This window comes from Burkholderia sp. KL41, from assembly GCF_057005415.2.
In genome coordinates this window covers 2,298,755-2,316,378 of record NZ_CM174447.1, presented here as the reverse complement: position 1 = coordinate 2,316,378, position 17,624 = coordinate 2,298,755, and the positions used below count along the sequence as shown (strand labels likewise).

12 protein-coding genes and 1 pseudogene are annotated in these 17,624 nt (G+C 66.9%); 9 read left to right on the top strand and 4 right to left on the bottom strand.

Annotation, left to right across the window (positions count from 1 at the left end):
* The first annotated feature begins 31 nt into the window (after positions 1-31).
* The 6 genes from PQB87_RS27765 (at position 32) to PQB87_RS27740 (ending at position 9,790) form a co-directional block, all read left to right on the top strand.
* Positions 32-973, top strand: a complete 942-nt coding sequence (locus PQB87_RS27765; protein ID WP_059683132.1) for an alpha-E domain-containing protein — start codon at positions 32-34, stop codon at positions 971-973.
* Between the two features lie 8 nt (positions 974-981).
* The gene (locus PQB87_RS27760; protein ID WP_059683134.1) at positions 982-1,959 is read left to right on the top strand and encodes a transglutaminase family protein; all 978 of its coding nucleotides are present in this window, start codon (positions 982-984) and stop codon (positions 1,957-1,959) included.
* A 96-nt stretch (positions 1,960-2,055) separates the two neighbouring features.
* Positions 2,056-5,469, top strand: coding sequence for a transglutaminase family protein (locus PQB87_RS27755; protein WP_489242993.1), 3,414 nt, complete (start codon positions 2,056-2,058; stop codon positions 5,467-5,469).
* Positions 5,470-5,683: 214 nt separating this feature from the next.
* Positions 5,684-8,290: a circularly permuted type 2 ATP-grasp protein gene (locus tag PQB87_RS27750; protein WP_048026059.1), complete on the top strand. Its 2,607-nt coding sequence runs from the start codon at positions 5,684-5,686 to the stop codon at positions 8,288-8,290.
* On the top strand, positions 8,284-9,333 hold the full coding sequence (locus PQB87_RS27745) for a transglutaminase family protein (protein ID WP_153489716.1): 1,050 nt from the start codon (positions 8,284-8,286) through the stop codon (positions 9,331-9,333). Before PQB87_RS27750 ends, PQB87_RS27745 begins: the two co-directional genes overlap by 7 nt.
* 184 nt (positions 9,334-9,517) lie before the next feature.
* On the top strand, positions 9,518-9,790 hold the full coding sequence (locus PQB87_RS27740; protein ID WP_027791308.1) for a hypothetical protein: 273 nt from the start codon (positions 9,518-9,520) through the stop codon (positions 9,788-9,790).
* Positions 9,791-9,865: 75 nt separating this feature from the next.
* On the opposite strand, the gene pip is transcribed toward PQB87_RS27740, so the two are convergent.
* Entirely contained in the window at positions 9,866-10,798 is a 933-nt protein-coding gene (pip, locus tag PQB87_RS27735) for a prolyl aminopeptidase (protein WP_059683142.1), read from the bottom strand.
* Between the two features lie 215 nt (positions 10,799-11,013).
* Here pip and PQB87_RS27730 point away from each other — a divergent pair, with 215 nt between their 5' ends.
* The 3 genes and pseudogenes from PQB87_RS27730 to PQB87_RS27720 all read left to right on the top strand — a co-directional run.
* Positions 11,014-14,319 (top strand): DEAD/DEAH box helicase, encoded by a 3,306-nt coding sequence (locus tag PQB87_RS27730; RefSeq protein ID WP_489242992.1) that lies wholly within the window; start codon positions 11,014-11,016, stop codon positions 14,317-14,319.
* Positions 14,320-14,430: 111 nt separating this feature from the next.
* A complete protein-coding gene (locus PQB87_RS27725; protein WP_489242991.1) occupies positions 14,431-15,585 on the top strand; it encodes an acyltransferase family protein in 1,155 nt (384 codons plus the stop codon).
* Positions 15,586-15,692: 107 nt separating this feature from the next.
* Positions 15,693-15,827 (top strand): annotated as a pseudogene (locus PQB87_RS27720) (carboxymuconolactone decarboxylase family protein); the annotation flags it as partial.
* Between the two features lie 9 nt (positions 15,828-15,836).
* Here PQB87_RS27720 and PQB87_RS27715 read toward each other — a convergent pair.
* From PQB87_RS27715 to PQB87_RS27705, 3 genes are all read right to left on the bottom strand, one after another.
* Positions 15,837-16,625 carry a PA3715 family protein gene (locus PQB87_RS27715; protein ID WP_489244294.1) on the bottom strand — a complete coding sequence of 263 codons (789 nt, stop codon included), beginning with the start codon at positions 16,623-16,625 and terminating at the stop codon, positions 15,837-15,839.
* A 112-nt stretch (positions 16,626-16,737) separates the two neighbouring features.
* Complete coding sequence (locus PQB87_RS27710; RefSeq protein ID WP_489242990.1) at positions 16,738-17,139, bottom strand: hypothetical protein; 402 nt, start codon at positions 17,137-17,139, stop codon at positions 16,738-16,740.
* Positions 17,140-17,147: 8 nt separating this feature from the next.
* Positions 17,148-17,534: a hypothetical protein gene (locus PQB87_RS27705; RefSeq protein WP_489242989.1), complete on the bottom strand. Its 387-nt coding sequence runs from the start codon at positions 17,532-17,534 to the stop codon at positions 17,148-17,150.
* Positions 17,535-17,624: the final 90 nt, after the last annotated feature.

Here is a 17,624-nt window from a genome sequence, read left to right as displayed (position 1 = left end):
GCGAACCGAACGAAGACGGAGTGGACACGAGATGCTTCTGGGACGTACTGCAAGCGGTCTCTACTGGATGTACCGCTATATCGAGCGCGCGGAGAATATCGCGCGCATCGTCGATGCCGGGCTGCGGATGGCGCTCACGCGCACGTCCGACGCGCCGGCCGAATGGTCGTCGGTGCTCGTCAGCTCGGGCACGGATGAAGGTTACCGGCAGAAATACGACGCGTATGCGGCCGATACCGTGACCGACTACCTGCTGCGCGACCGCGACAACCCGTCGAGCGTGCTGTCGTGCATCGAGGCCGCGCGCTCGAATGCGCGGATGGTGCGCACGGCGCTCACGCGCGAGGCGTGGGAGAGCGTGAACGGCGCATGGCTCGCGCTGCGCCGCGCGCTCGCGCAGCCGGTGCCGGAAAGCGAGCTGCCGGCCGTGCTCGACGAAGTGAAGCGCGAAACCGCGCTGATCCTCGGCAGCTTCTACAGCACGATGCTGCGCAACGAGATCTTCGATTTCGCGCAGATCGGCGCATTCATCGAGCGTGCGGACAACACCGCGCGGATCATCGACGTGAAGTACCACCTGCTGCTGCCGTCGGTGTCGCACGTCGGCACGATCCTCGACAACTACCAGTGGGAGACGATCCTGCGCTGCGTCGCCGCGCACCGTTCGTACCGCTGGGTGTACGACGTGCAGTACAAGCCGATGAACATCGCCGACTACCTGATCCTGAACGGCCGCATGCCGCGTTCGCTGCGCTATTGCTACGGGCGCGTCGTGTCGAGCCTGAACCTGCTCGCAAAGGATTACGGCGTGACACACCCGTGTCACGACACGGCCACGAAGATCCTGCAGATGCTGTCCGATACGTCGGTCGAGCGGATCTTCAAGAGCGGCCTGCACGAATTCCTGACCGACTTCATCGGCCGCAACAACAGCCTCGGGATCGAAATCGCCCAGGCTTACAACTTCGACTGAGACTTGCCATGCGACTCGCCATTCGACACATCTCGCGTTATCAGTTCGACGATCAAGCCACCCATGCGCTGCAACGGCTGCGGCTGCGCCCGCAATCAGGCCCCGGGCAGACGGTGCGCGCATGGCAGGTCACGATCGACGGCGTCGAGCCGTCGCTGTCCTATGCCGACGGGCTCGGCAACCGCATCGACCTCGTGCGGCACGAGCGCGGCGCGAAGGCCGAGATCGTCGTCATCGCGGCCGGCGTCGTCGAGACGCAGGACCGCGCCGGCATTCTCGGCAATCCCGAAGGCTATGCGCCGCCGTGGATCTTCGAACGCGAGACCGCGCTCACGAAGGCCGGCGACACCGTGCGCGAGCTCACGGAAGCGCTGCCCATCGACCCGCGCGGCCTCGACGCATTGCACTGGCTGATGACGGAAGTGCATGACCGCATCGCGTATGCGCCGAACCTGGCCGCCGACGCGCCCGTCGACGCGGAAACCGCGCTGCAAAGCGGCGAGGGCACGAGCCGCGACCATGCGCATGCGTTCATCGCGGCCGCGCGCGTGCTGAAGATTCCCGCGCGCTATATCTCCGGCTACGTGCTCGCGGACAGCGCGATGCAGCGCATCGCCGACGCGAAGCAGAACGTGGGTGACGACGAGGAGGAAGAAGCGCTCGCGCTGCAGAGCGGCGAGGGCATGCAGCAGGTGCTCGGCGCGTCGCACGCCGCGCAATCGCAGGGGCTGCCGCAGCCGGCGCTCGGTGCGCAGCCGCAAGCGGCCGGGTTGATGCAGCAGCCGGCCGGCCATGCGTGGGCCGAGGCCTATGTCGAAGGGCTCGGCTGGGTCGGCTTCGATCCGTTCATGAATCGCTGCCCGGACGAGCGCTACGTGCGCATCGCGGTCGGCCTCGACTTTCGCGACGCGCAGCCGGTGACGGGGCTCGGCGCGACGGCCGTCGGCGTGGAGATCAGCGTCGTGCAGACACCCGAGCTCGTCTGACCCGACGCGCGCTTTCGCCGAATCCGCCAGGCCGGGCCGCCGCGTCGCGTTCAACGCGACGCGGCGCGCGGCCGGCCCAACCCGAACCGAGCTCCCATGTCCATCCACGTCGCGCTGCATCACACCACCCGCTATCGCTACGACCGGCTCGTCAACCTCGGCCCGCAGGTCGTGCGGCTGCGGCCCGCGCCGCACTGCCGGACGCCGATCCTCGCGTATTCGATGACGGTCGAGCCCGCGCAGCACTTCATCAACTGGCAGCAGGACCCGTTCTCGAACTATCTCGCGCGGCTCGTGTTTCCGGAGCGCACCGAGCACTTCGAGATCACGATCGATCTCGTCGCCGAGATGTCGGTGTACAACCCGTTCGACTTCTTTCTGGAGGCGAGCGCGGAGCAATACCCGTTCAGCTATGACGATGCGCTGAAGACCGAGCTCGCGCCGTATCTCGTGTGCGACCCGCAGACGAGCGCGGCGCCGCTGTTCCGCGCGTACGTCGACGGCGTCGATCGCACGCCGGCCGGCACCGTGAACTTCCTCGTTGCGCTGAACCAGCAACTGCAGCGCGACATCGGCTATCTCGTGCGGATGGAGCCGGGCGTGCAGACGCCCGAGCAGACGCTCAAGCTGGCGTCCGGCTCGTGCCGCGACAGCGCGTGGCTGCTCGTGCAGCTGTGCCGCCATCTCGGCATCGCCGCGCGTTTCGTGTCGGGCTACCTGATCCAGCTCACGCCCGACGTGAAGTCGCTCGACGGCCCGAGCGGCACGTCGGTCGACTTCACCGACCTCCACGCATGGTGCGAGGTGTACCTGCCGGGCGCCGGCTGGATCGGCTTCGACCCGACCTCGGGCCTGCTCGCGGGCGAGGGCCACATTCCGCTGGCCTGCACGCCGCAGCCGACGAGCGCCGCGCCGGTCGAGGGGCTGATCGACGAGTGCGAGGTGTCGTTCGAGCACGAGATGACCGTGACGCGCGTGTACGAATCGCCGCGCGTGACGAAGCCGTATACGGATTCGCAATGGGACGCCGTGCTGGCGCTCGGCTCGCAGGTCGACGGCGCACTCGAGGCCGGCGACGTGCGGCTCACCCAGGGCGGCGAGCCGACCTTCGTGTCGATCGACGATCGCGACGGTGCCGAGTGGAACACCGACGCGCTCGGCCCGACCAAGCGTGGTTACGCGACCGAACTCGTGCAGCGGCTGCGCGCCGAGTACGGCGACGGCGGCTTCCTGCATTTCGGGCAGGGCAAGTGGTATCCGGGCGAGCAGCTGCCGCGCTGGGCGCTGTCGATCTTCTGGCGTGCCGACGGCCAGCCCGTGTGGCACGACCCGTCGCTGTTCGCCGACGAGCGCGAGCCGTCCGCGTATACGACCGACGACGCGAAGCGCTTCATCGATGCGCTGGCCGCGCGGCTGAACCTGACCGGCGAATTCATCCGGCCCGGCTACGAGGACGTGTGGTACTACCTGTGGCGCGAGCGCCGGCTGCCGGTCAACGTCGACCCGTTCGACTCGCGCCTCGACGACGAGCTCGAACGCGCGCGGCTGCGCAAGGTGTTCGAGCAGCAGCTCGACAGCGTGGTCGGCTACGTGCTGCCGGTCAAGCGCGTGGACACGGCGCCGGGCCTCGACGGGCCGCGCTGGCAGACGGGGCCGTGGTTCTTCCGCGACGAGCGGATGTACCTCGTGCCCGGCGATTCGCCGATGGGCTATCGGCTGCCGCTCGATTCGCTGCCGTGGGCCAGCCGCGCCGACTATCCGTATCTCGTCGAGCGCGATCCGTTCGCGCCGCGCGACGCGCTGCCGGAAGCCGCCGCGATCCGCGCGCGCTACGCGGGGCCGGCCGATGCGCCGCGCTACCTGTCCGGCGTGCATCGCGAGGCGTCCGCGCAGACCGTGATGCAGTGGCGCAACGACGGCGCGGCCGGGAACGGTCGGCCTGCCGCGCGCGACCCGGGTCGCGTTCCCGAGCGCTTCGAATCGGCCGCGTGGATTACGCGCACCGCGCTGTGCGTCGAAGTGCGCAACGGCATCCTGTACCTGTTCATGCCGCCGCTTGCCGCGCTCGAGGATTATCTCGACCTGCTCGGCGCGATCGAGCTGACCGCGCACGCGCTGGGCGTGAAGCTCGTGCTCGAAGGCTATCCGCCGCCGCGCGACGCGCGGCTGAAGCTGCTGCAGGTGACGCCCGACCCCGGCGTGATCGAGGTGAACATCCATCCGGCCGCCAACTTCGACGAGCTCGTCGACCACACCGAATTCCTGTACGACGCCGCGTGGCAGTCGCGGCTGTGCAGCGAGAAGTTCATGGTCGACGGCCGCCACGTCGGCACCGGCGGCGGCAACCACTTCGTGCTCGGCGGCGCGACGCCGGCCGACAGCCCGTTCCTGCGCCGCCCGGACCTGCTCGCGAGCCTGATCGCGTACTGGCACAACCATCCGTCGCTGTCCTACCTGTTCTCCGGGCTGTTCATCGGGCCGACCAGCCAGGCGCCGCGCGTCGACGAGGCGCGCAACGACCAGCTCTACGAGCTCGACATCGCGTTCGCCGAGATCCAGCGCAACAAGCTGCTGTTCGGGCAGGACATGCCGCCTTGGCTGGTCGACCGCGTGCTGCGCAACCTGCTGATCGACGTGACGGGCAACACGCACCGCAGCGAATTCTGTATCGACAAGCTGTATTCGCCCGACTCGTCGACCGGCCGGCTCGGCCTGCTCGAACTGCGTGCGTTCGAGATGCCGCCGCATGCACGGATGAGCATCGTGCAGCAATTGCTGCTGCGCGCGCTGGTCGCGCGTTTCTGGGCCGCGCCGTACACGACGCCGCTCACGCGCTGGGGCACCGCGCTGCACGACCGCTTCATGCTGCCCGAGTTTCTTCAGATGGATTTCGACGACGTGCTGGCCGAGCTGCGCGACGCCGGTTTCGCGTTCGATCCCGCGTGGTTCGCGCCGCACTTCGAATTCCGCTTCCCGCTGTTCGGCCAGATCGCGGTGAACGGCATGCAGCTGTCGCTGCGCGGCGCGCTGGAACCGTGGCACGTGATGGGCGAGGAGGGGGCGCCCGGCGGCACGGTGCGCTACGTCGATTCGTCGGTCGAACGGCTCGAAGTGCGCGTGACGGGGCTGAACGACAACCGCCACGTCGTGACCGTCAACGGCCGCGCGTTGCCGCTGCAGCCGACCGGCACCGTCGGCGAATACGTCGCGGGGGTGCGCTACAAGGCGTGGTCGCCGCCGTCCGCGCTGCATCCGACCATCGGCGTGCACGCGCCGCTCACGTTCGACATCGTCGATACGTGGCTGCAGCGCTCGCTCGGCGGCTGCCGCTACCACGTCGCGCATCCGGGCGGACGCAACTACGCGACGTTCCCGGTCAATGCCTACGAAGCGGAGAGCCGCCGGCTCGCACGCTTCGTCGAGATGGGGCATACGCCGGGGCGGATGGAGGTCGCGCCCGCCGCGCCGAGCCGCGAATTCCCGTTCACGCTCGATTTGCGGCGGCCGTGACCGGACGATGACGAGGCGGACGACGATGCGCGGTGGGCGGTCTCCCGGCGAATGGGGTGATGGCGGTTCCGCCGGAATGCTAGGATGCGGGCAGATTGCGGCCGCACGCCGCGTATCGCCGCCGGTTCGGCGGCGCGCGTGCGCGGCCGCGCCCTGACGACGGAACGACACCGTGCCGCCCATAAACACCGACCATCTCGCCGCCCTCGACGCGATGCCCACGCTTTTCGATACCGGCGCGCAGCCGGATGCCGCGGAACTGGCCGCCGCGCTCGCGGCGCCGGCGGCCGCCGGCCGCTACGACGAACTGCGTGGCAGCGCGGCCGGCCTGAACGCGCCTGCGCTCGCGCCCGCATGGCGCAGTTTCTTCACATCGATCGGCAGCGACGGCGTGGCCGACCTCGATCGCCGCGCCGACGCGCTGCACCGGCGCATGCGCGAGAACGGCCTGTTCTACCAGCTGCACGAGCAGCGCGCCGGCGACGGCGCGGCCGGCCCGTGGTCGCTCGACCTGCTGCCGCTGATCGTCACGCCCGAGGACTGGGTCGCGATCGAGCGCGGCGTGCTGCAGCGCGTGCGGCTGCTCAACGCGACGCTGGCCGACCTGTACGGCCCGCAGACGATCCTCGAGCGCGGGCTGCTGCCGCCCGCGCTCGTCACCGGGCACCCCGGCTACCTGCGCGCGATGCGCGGCGCGAGCGTGCCGGGCGACACCTGGCTGCACGTGGTCGCGTTCGATCTCGCGCGTGGCCCGGACGGGCAGTGGCGGATCGTCGCGCAGCACACGCAGGGCGCGGCCGGCCTCGGCTACCTGCTCGAAAACCGGCTGATCGTGTCGCGGCTCTTTCCGCGCGGGTTTCGCGGGCTGCGCGTGCAGCGGCTCGCGTCCGCGTACCGCGCGCTGCTGCAGAGCATGCAGGCGCTCAGCCCGGCCCGCAAGAACTCGCGGATCGTGCTGCTGACGCCGGGGCCGCACAGCGCGACGTATTTCGAGCACGCGTATCTCGCGCGCTACCTCGGCCTCACGCTCGTCGAGGGCGGCGACCTGACCGCGCGCGACAACCGCGTATTCCTGAAGACGCTGAGCGGCCTCGAACCCGTGCACGGCATCCTGCGGCGTGTCGACGACGCATGGCTCGATCCGCTCGAACTGCGGCCCGATTCGATGCTCGGCGTGCCGGGGCTGCTGCAGGCCGTGCGCGCGGGCAACGTGCTGCTCGCGAACGCGCCGGGCTCGGGCTTCCTCGAATCGCCGGCGATGCTAGGCTTCATGCCGCGTCTCGCGGAAGGGCTGCTCGGCGAAACGCTGACGCTGCCTGCCGTGCATTCGTGGTGGTGCGGCGAGGCGGCCGCGTGCGACGACGCGTTGCCGCAACTCGCGCGCGCCATCGTGAAGGCATCCTATCCACCCGAGGTGCAGCCCGGCGGCCCGCTCGAGCCGGTGATCGGCGCGCGGCTCACGCAGGCGCAGCTGGCCGAGTGGCGCGCGCGGATCCTCGCGCGGCCCGAACACTACACGGTGCAGGCCGACCTGCCGCTGTCGCAGGCGCCGACCTGGCCGCGTCAGGACGCGCCCGACGGCCACGGCGGCGCGCGCATCGTGCCGAAGCCGGTGCTGCTGCGCGTCTTCGCGCTCGCCGACGGTGCGCAGCGCTGGCGGCTCCTGCCGGGCGGGCTGTCACGGGTCGGCACGCGCGACACGCTGTTCAATGCGCCGATGCCGCGCGGCGGCAGCACCGTCGATACATGGGTGATGACCGAAGGCATCGTCGATTCGACGACGCTGCTGCAGACGCATCTCGGCCCCGACGACCTCGTCGAACGGCCGCGCGCGATCGCGAGCCGCGCGGCCGAGAACCTGTTCTGGCTGGGCCGTTACACCGAGCGCGCGACCAACCTGATGCGGCTCGCGCGCGCGGCGCTCGAACGGCTGCGCGGCGAGGACGACGTCGACAGCCCCGCGCACCTGGAGCTGCTCGACACGCTGTGCCGCGACACGGGCCTGATCGCGGCCGATGCACCGAACGCCGTCGATGCGCCGCGTGCGTTCCAGCATGCGCTCGCGACGTCGCTCACGCGCGGCGCGGATCGCACGTCGGGCATTGCGTCGTGCCTGTTCGGGATGCGTGGCGCGGCTGCCGCGATCCGCGAACGCCTGTCGAGCGACCAGTGGCGCCTGATCGACGACGCGACCCAGCTGTTCGCGGACAGCGCGGGCCAGCCGGAAGCCGAGGAGCAGATCGGCAACGACGCGCTGCAGTTGCTGGAGCGCCTCGGCCTGCTGCTCGGCGCGATCACGGGCGCGCAGACCGACAACATGACGCGCGACGACGGCTGGCGGCTGCTGTCGATCGGCCGGCAGATCGACCGGCTGGACTTCCTGTGCAGCGTGCTGAAGTGCGCGTTCGACGAAGGCGCGGTGCACCGGCAGGACGGCTTCGAACTCGTGCTGGAGCTGTTCGACAGCACGATCACGTTCCGTTCGCGTTTCCAGCGCGGCTTCGATGTCGCGCCGCTGCTGTCGCTCGTCGTGCTCGATACCGACAATCCGCGCTCGCTCGGCTGGGTCGTGCAGGCGCTGCGGGGCCGGCTGACGAAGGTCGAGCGCAGCGAAGGTTATGCGTTGTCCGAACTGGCCGAGACGGTTCCGGACGTGCCCGCGTGGTCGCTGCACGAGCTGTGTGAAACCACCGACGGTGGCCGGCACGGCAAGCTGCTCGAAGCGCTCGACACGACGGCGAAGGCGGTCTGGGAACTGTCGAACCGGATCGGCGAGCGCTATTTCAGCCACGTACGCGAGGCGGGCAGGACGTTATGGTGACGACGAAAGGCGCGGGGAAAGCCCCACCCGGTTCCGGCGATGCACGGAACGCATCGGCATCGGCATCGGCCGCGAAAGCGACGACCGCCGACGTCGCGCCGGGCCGGTTGCTGCGCGTCACGCACGACACCGAATACCGTTACGCGGCGCGCGTCGAATCGGCGCAGCACCAGGCACGGCTGCAACCGCTCGCGACGCCGCGCCAGCAAGTGCTGTCGTTCGCGCTCGACATCGATCCCGCGCCGGAATCGGTCTGTACCGAGATCGACGCATTCGGCAACGCGCGCGCATCGTTCGCGTTGAACCTGCCACATGACGCGCTGCTCGTGCGCAGCCGCAGCACGGTACGCGTGACGCCGCCCGTGTGGTCGCGCGGTGCGCGCGGCGCGCCGCCGCCCGCCATCGCGCATCCCGACGCGAAACAGGCGACTGCGTGGGAAGCCGTGCGCGACCGCCTGCGGTTTCGCGCAGGGCAGCCTTACGACGCCGCGAGCGAATTCGTGTTCACGTCGCCGCATGTCGCGTGCGACGCCGAACTCGCCGCGTATGCGGCCGCGAGCTTCACGCCGCAACGGCCGCTCGTGCAGGCTGCCTGGGACCTGATGCGGCGCGTGCATGCCGATTTCGCCTATACGCCGAACAGCACCGACATCACGACATCGGCGCTCGATGCGCTGCGCTTGCGCAAGGGCGTGTGCCAGGATTTCGCGCACGTGATGATCGGCGCGCTGCGCTCGCTCGGGCTGGCCGCGCGTTACGTGAGCGGCTACCTGCTGACGCAGCCGCCGCCTGGGCAGCCGCGGCTGATCGGCGCCGACGCGTCGCATGCGTGGGTCGAGGTGTACGACCCGGCATGGCCCGAGGACAACGGCTGGCTGCAACTCGATCCGACCAACGATCGCGCGCCGGGCGACGACTACGTGATGCTGTCGATCGGCCGCGACTACGCGGACGTGACGCCGCTGCGCGGTGTGATCCGCGGCGGCGGTGCGGATCAGGAGCTGAAGGTCGGTGTGACGGTGGAGCCGCTCGACACGCCGTAATGTCGCCCGATGCCGCGTGCCCGCGCGCATGGCGGTTTAAGTCTTCGTTAATACTGCACGCCTAGCATGGCCATGCCGGCGAACGGATCTGGCTTGATTCGGGCGCCGGCGGCACGCGCGGGTGCGTCGGCGTCACGGCGCCGCACCGTCGCGCATCGCCAATCCCTTGCAACGGCGGCGGATCATGATCAAGACCTTCGACTACACGCTCGGCAGCGAGACGATTGCGCTTTGTGCGAGCTTCGGCGCGGGGCCGGCGTGGCGCCGCGTGCTCGTGAGCCGTGCGGATTCGATGGAGACGCTGGTGGTGCTCGACGCGCGGGGCCTGTCGGGCTTGCTGAAGGTGGCGACCGAAGCGCCGGAAGGGCTGCTCGACGACGCGATCCGCAAGGTCGGCGACGAGCAGCTCGTCGAGCGGGCGATCAGCGGCAGGGCGATCGTCGAAACCGCGCTTTGATCGCACGATGCGGCGCGGCGCAGCGTGTGCCGGCAGGCATGGCCGCACACGCCGCATCGCATCCCGTCGTGTCGGTTACGCCGCGAACCGGTCCGTGGCCGCGATCAGCGCCTCCAGGATCCCCGGTTCGTTGTACGCATGCCCGGCACCGGGCACGATCTCGAACGTCGCATCCGGCCAGGCCTTCGACAGCTCCCATGCGGTGCGAGCAGGCGTCGCGACGTCATAGCGGCCCTGCACGATCACGCCCGGAATGCCGGCGAGGCGATGCGCGTCACGCAGCAGCTGGCCTTCCTCGACGAAGCCCTGGTTCACGAAGTAATGATTCTCGATGCGCGCGAACGCGAGTGCGTAGTGGCCGTCCGCGAAGTGCGCGGCGAGTGCGGGGTCGGGCAGCAGCGTGATCGTGCGGCCTTCCCAGATGCTCCATGCGCGCGCGGCTTCGAGCTTCGCGGCTTCGTCGTTGCCGGTCAGCCGGCGATGGTAGGCGGCCACCAGGTCGCCGCGCTCCGCTTCCGGAATCGGCGCAAGGAAGGCTTCCCACAGATCGGGGAACAGCCACGACGCGCCTTCCTGGTAGTACCACAGCACTTCCGCGCGGCGCATCGTGAAGATGCCGCGCACGACCAGCGCGCTCACGCGCTCCGGGTGCGTTTCCGCATACGCGATCGACAGTGCGCTGCCCCACGAGCCGCCGAACACGAGCCACTTTTCCGCGCCGACCATCTCGCGCAGGCGTTCGATGTCGGCAACCAGATGCCACGTCGTGTTGTTCTCGAGGCTCGCATGCGGCGTCGAACGCCCGCAGCCGCGCTGGTCGAACAGCAGGATGTCGTAGCGCTCCGGATCGAACAGGCGGCGATGGTCGGCGCTGCAGCCGGCGCCGGGGCCGCCGTGCAGGAACACGGCGGGCTTGCCGGCGGGGTTGCCGCAGCGCTCCCAGTAGATGCGGTGGCCGTCGCCGGTGTCGAGATGGCCGTGGGCGTAGGGTTCGATCGGTGGGTACATGGGAGGGGACCGTAAGGAAGGGTGGCAGGAATTATGCGCGAAATATTCTGCGGGTGATGCGGCATACCGGTCGTTTCGTCGTTTTGATGCGGTGCCGCGGCGACAGGCGGGGCGATGCGCTGGCGCCGGATTGCATGCTGGCCGGCGCCGTGCGTGGATCCGAGCGTTTGCGCTAATCTGCGGGTTCTGTCAAAAAAATACATAACAGGGCCGAAATGATTCGCGAAATGGAGGCGGTGCTCGACTACTGGCATAGCGTCGAATTTTTCAATAGCTACGATCTCGACGATCAACTTGAACAGGCACGCAGGCGTCGCCAGGATACGATCTGCATACATGCCGACGAGACCGCGCGCGAGTGCTGGGACGCCGCGATCGGACAACCAGGTGAACTGTACCTCGTGCCGTTCGACGTATCGCTCGCGACACGTCTGATCGAAGCGCATGTGGCCGAGCGCGCGACGGCGCGGACTGTCATCGAACGGATCCGCGACGAAGAGATGGCGCCCGAGGGGCTGACATGCTTCGCCAAATTATCGATCGGAGCAGGCGGGCGATCGAGCGGCGACGCGTTGAGCGTTTCCGCGTTGCCGTGGGCCCTCGGACGGCTGCGTGAGGGCGAATTGACGGATCTCACCGCGGTCGCATTCGACGCGGACGCCGCAATGCTCAAGCGGGAGTTCGACATGCTGCTCGGTGGCGGTATGACCGAGATCGACTGCGACATGCTGATCGAGATGGCGCGGCGTCTGCAAACATGGGCCGGCTTGGAGCCGGGCGACGGGCTGGTCGCATGGATGGCGATCAAGGCTGGCAACCACGGCAGGCCGGTGCGAGAGCGGCTTGCGGTGCCTCGCACGGACTGCGCGGTACCGCAAGCCGTGCCCGACGAGCCGGATGCGGCAGAGGGCGATGCGCAAGAGGACGACCCGGGCGACGTCCTGCCTATCCTGAACAGTTTTTACGTGCGGGATCTGGCAGACGCGCGGCGAACGCTCGATTCCGAATCGCCGCCGCGTGCGTTGCTTGCTTATTTGGCTGCTCGAGATTCATCGAAGACGGACCTCGATGCGTATCCGGCCGGCCAGCGGGAAATCGCCGATTCACTGCGTCCAATGCATGGTATCGCCGGGCGCTGGCCGTCGGCGCCCGCACACGTGCAGTCGCTGATGCAGCAGTATTCGCTGAACAAGATGAAGATGCTGCGCGTCGGCGACATCCTTGCCGTCAACGGTCCGCCTGGAACCGGCAAGACAACGCTGTTGCGCGATCTGATCGCGCATCTGGTCGTCGAGCGCGCGTCCGCGCTGGCCGCATTGCCGGATTGGCGGGCCGGCCTGTCGGGGGAAAGCGTCACAGTCGATTTCGGCGGGAAAGGCTATCAGGTTCCCGCGCTTTTGCCCGCGTTGACGGGCTTTGAAATCGTCGTTGCATCCACCAACAACGGGGCGGTCGAGAATCTGTCGCTCGAATTGCCGCAGAGCCGTCACGTCGATGCGGGCTTGCGAAGCCGGCTGTCCTACTTCGGCCCGGTTGCGACGAAATACGCGGGCAGTCACACGTCGAAGCCGTGGAAGCTCAAGGAGCCGGTGTGGGGGCTGGTTGCGGCTGCGCTCGGCAAGCGCGCCAATCGCTGGTTGTTCAGCAACATCTTCAACAACTATGCGGCAACGCCCGACGACAAGCCTGGCGACTTGTTCCTTTCCAACAGCGACGTCGATTTTTCGAGTTGGGATGCGGTCGGTGCGACGACTTACTGGCGCTACTTGCATCACTGGCGCAAGGGGGGCGTCGAACGCGTTCCGTTCCAGACTGCCCAGCGCAATTTCGACGCTGCGCTGAAACAATTCGAGTTCGCACAGCATGAGCTCGATCAGCTTGATGCGTATCTGAACGCGATTGAAGTGGCGTGGCCGCAAGTCGTTGAATGCTGCCCGGCCATCGCGCCGTTCAGCCGGTGCGGGCTGGAGCGGCAGCGCCGGATGCTCGACACGCACATCGATCGGTTCCACGAGGATGCGCGGCAGTTCGAGCGTCGGCTTGGCCCGTCGTGGCTGCGCTGGGCGTCAAAATGGCTCCGGCGCGACGCGTATCGCGGCTGGATCGCGGCGACTCAAGCCGCGACCGTATTGCGCAGGGTTAGCGACGATTTCAGGGAAGCCGAGCAGATACAAGCGAAATACGATGTTCCGCTCTGGAGCGGTGAAGACCTCGCGTTCGGCGCGGAAATCGAGCGGGCCCGTAGTCAGAAACGTGCGTTCTGGCAAACGGAAGCCCTCAATGCACTGAGAAACGAACTATTTGCTTCGGCGATGGCATTGCACGAGGCGTTTTTCCTGACCGTTCACGCGGAACAGCCACGCTTCAATGAACTCGTTTACGCATTGTCGAACCTGCTGTCGCGTCCGCCGATAAGCGGTGCGAGCACACTATGGCAGTGGTTTTTCATGCTGACGCCAGTCGTGTCAAGCACGTTCGCGTCGATTCGCAAGCAATTTGCCGGTGTCGGGCCTGAAGGGCTGGGCTGGCTGGTGATCGACGAGGCCGGGCAAGCGGTGCCACAGGCTGCCGTAGGGGCGTTGATGCGCGCGCAACGGGTCGTGGTCGTTGGCGATCCGCAGCAAATTCCGCCGGTCGTCACGCAGTCGACGCAATTACTCGCGAACCTCGGCGACCACTGGCTCGGCACGCGCCGCGCGCGCTACGCGGTTGACCATCATTCCGTCCAGACACTGGCGGACCGTGTGTGTGCATTCGGCGTGAGAAATCCGACGATACCCGAACAGTTCATCGGTGTGCCGTTGATTATCCATCGGCGCTGCCACGATCCTATGTTCAACATCGCGAATGCGATCGCATATGGCGGGCGCATGTTGCATGAGCAGAAGACGTGGTCGACCGATGCGTATCTGCCTGCGCCGCATCCCGTACTGGGCGCCAGCGCCTGGTGGGACGTGCGTGGCGCGGCGGAGGCGGGATCGAAGTACGTCGCGGAACAGGGCGAGCGGGTATTCGACGCGCTGACGCGACTTTACCGGCAAGCGATGGATGAAGCGGGTGCGAGTACGATGCCCGACGTGTTCATCATCACCCCGTTCAGGCAGGTCAAGCACGGGCTCGTCGATCTATTGAGCGACCGCGAACGTTGGGAGCGTGCGCTGGCAGGCACCAGAAAACCCGTGCCGACCGACCTGGCGGAATGGATCAGGAAGTGTGTGGGAACGGTACACACGTTTCAGGGGAAGGAAAGCGAAGTGGTCTTTTTCGTGCTCGGTTGCGATTCGCGGCACGAAGGTGCGATGAACTGGGCATCGGCGGAGGCGAACTTGTTGAACGTCGCCGTTACGCGCGCGAAGAAATACCTTTATGTCGTCGGTGATCGTGTGCTTTGGGGAGAGAAGCGGCATTTCGAGGTTGCGCAGCCATTGCTGGAGCAGAACGTTCAACCGCCCGGTTTTCGGGCGGTGGGCGGCCGGGTGATGGAACGGCGTTCAGGCAGCGTGGTGCCCCCGGATTTTTGAAGCAATTTCATTCCGATATTTTTCATACAAAATCCCGGCGGCATATCGGCGTGCCGAAGCGGGGGCGGCGCCGGTCTGCTGCCCATCCACCGTGCCGACGGAAACCAGCCGATGAACCATCGCGTCACGCAGTTGACCGGATTGCGCGCCGTCGCGGTGGCGATGGTCGTGGTCGGACACGCCGAGCACGTGCTGCCCGGCGGCTACACGGGCTGGTACGCGCCGTTGCGGCTGATCGCCGACGGCCGGCTCGGCGTGCTGATCTTCTTCGTCCTCAGCGGCTTCCTGATCACCAATGTGTTGCGCGCCGAATTCGCGCGCACGGGCGGCATCGCGCTGACGTCGTTCTACGTGCGTCGCGCGCTGCGGATCTGGCCGGCCTGCTACGTCTATCTCGCTGCGGTCGCGATCGTGGCCTTCGCCGGCTGGTTCGACGTCGACCGCCGGCAGTGGCTGTATGCGGCGCTGCACCTGTGGAACTACTCGGCGTGGTTCGGGCTGACCGGCGACAACACGCTGCATCCGGACGGTGCGTGGTATCTCGGCCATTTCTGGTCGCTCGCGCTCGAGGAACAGTTCTACTGGTTCTGGCCGCTGCTGTTCGTGTACGGCATGCGCCGAGGCGGAACGCGCTGGCTGGCCGCGCTGATCCTGGTCGTGCCGCTGGTGCGCGCCGTCACGTACTTCGTGGCGCCCGCGCTGCGCGGGCAACTCGGGATGATGCTTCACACGGGCGTCGATCCGATCCTGATCGGTTGTTATGCGTCGCTCAACCGCGAACGGCTCGAAGCGTGGATTCGCTCGTGGCGCGGCGGGACGCGCATCGTGACGGCGATCATCGTGGTCGTGCTGATCGGCGGCCCGCTCGCCGAGCATCGGTTCGGTGGCTTCTGGAATGCGACGTACGGCGTGACGCTCGAGGCCGCGCTGATCGCGATCGTGATCGTCGTGCTGAATTTCCGCAGCGAATTCTGGTGTGCGCGATGGTTGCGTGCGCAGCCTGTCGTGTTCGTCGGCACGATCTCGTTCAGCCTCTATCTGTGGCAGCAGCCGTTCGCGAATCCGGATCTGCCGGTTGCGCATGCGTTTCCGCTTGGGATCGTGTGGGCGCTGATGGCGGCGACGGCCAGTTATTTCCTCGTCGAGAAACCGTTCCTGCGGTTGAAGGACCGGTATACGGCGCGTGAGATGCGGCGGGGGCGGGAGGAAGCGCTGCTCAGGCCGGCGTCACCGGAGTGCATCGAGACGAATGCGGTCGTCAAATAAGGCAGTGCCCGGCCGCTCGATCGAACCAACGTCGCCGCGTGGATCGGCCATGATCCAGATGCCAATTTCTGGCATCGCCGGATGCCGCCGCCTGCAAGGCGACGCCGGCGATCGAACTCGGCGTATCGAAAGCGGAGCTGACGGAAGCACTGGGCGTAGCCGTGGCGATGAACGCCGGTGCGGCGCTGGCGTTTTCCTGGCGCGTGATGGATGCATACAACGACCTGTCGAACGCGCGCTGACGCGCCACGTTATTTCATTACGGAAGGTGGATACCAGAAGGTCCGGAACATGTCGATGCCGTACGACTTGCCGTCGTAGCGGACGGTCGTGCGGATCTGGCGCTTGTCCTTGTTCCGCGGCGGATCGACACGTGCGGTGATCGACAGGTCGGCGAAGCCGTGGCTCGAGGTCCTTTCGACGGCGATCGTCATGTGCGCCGATTCCGTGAGCGTGTCGCCGATTTCGGGGCCGCAGGGACTGCCTTTGACGATGGTCCAGCCGTTCAGGTTCGTTCCGAACACGGGACGAATACGATTGCCTTCTCGAACCCACAGCGTCAGCTCGTTTTCCGCATAAGCCTCGGCGCAGTGCGGTACATTTGCGCTGCTCGTGAACACGACGCCGAATGCGCGGACATCGGGCGACAGCCGGTATGGTGCGGTGTCGATGCGATAGCTGTTTGGGTCGACCGCGGTGATCGCATCCTCTTCGACCACCGACCGCTCGGCCGCAACAACCTTGCCGCCTTCAATGAGCGCGACGACCTGCAACTTCCTGCTTTCGTCCGGGTTCCTGCTCTTCGGCAGCGAATCGAACGCGACGGCCGCGATTGTCGTTCCGGGCGCATTCGGCATGACCTTGCAGGCCGCCGCGACGACGAGCCGGTCCGCGTCACGTGTGGCGATGCGGGCGCTCGCGATGCCGGCCCAGCGGGCGACGGCAGTCACGGTGTCGTCGTCGCAAGGCTGGCTGTCGGCGGCGTGAACGATGGGGGAGGCGGCGAGCGCCAGCAACGGGGCGAAATGGAGGATTCTCACGGTCACGATGGAAAGAGGTTCTTCATTGATGTCGTGGATGTCGCTTACTGACGGCGGATTCAACCCGTCGATGCAACGAATTGATGAACTCGCTCAGCCGGTGTATCGAAGTCTAGCGTCCCGCGGACGGCTCGTTGAACCGCCTGGCTACCGCGTTGAGCTTCGCCTGCGAACAGGCCAAATAACCGTTGGCCTTGAGTGCGTGCTGCAGCTCGGCCAAGCGTGCCTGATATTCGGAACGATCGATATGCCACTGTTGTATCTCGCAGAGACCGAAATTGGGATCAATCGTCGCCCAGATTTCAAACACAAGACAGAACTTCCCGTCATCGCGGATGGCCATTTTGCCGACGATCCCGACCTCCCTGGAACGGGAGACTAAAACCATGCGGTTAGTCTTCGGTTCGCAGTGGACAAGATCCCACTGGCGTTCAATGGTGTCGATCGAGATCATGCCAACACCCTGCTCCACGGTAGGCAGAGTATTGCCTTCAAATATGCGCCTGGCTTCCATGGTTTCCTTTATTTGGGAATAGGGTGGCGGTCCTTCCTGTCATGCAGCAGGGCGTCCGTCAGACATCGATGGATTTCGGGGCCAATCGACGGAAAAATCAACGGCTGCGTGCTCTCGATCTTCATGGACTTCGCTTCCCATGAGCTTCCTTGCCGCGCGAGGTCGTCGGTGCTGAGGTCGAGCGTCGTTCGGGCCTGCACGAACTTGTGCTCCAATTCTGCGAAGACGACGTCCGGCAACTGATGTGCCGCAACGCGCTGCAATGCGCACAGGGCAATCGCGGTGTTGACATACATGCGTTCCTCGCTGCGCAGCATGACCGTATCTCGGACTTTGAACCAGCGGACGCCCTGCGTGTGGCCCACGTGCTCGACGTAGTCCGGCTTCTTGCTCATCGCGCGGCGGACACTGCGGCGCGGCGACTGCGCGTTCAGACGTGCGCAAATCCGAGCGTGGATATCGCCAATCTGGAGGCCGCTCGCTGC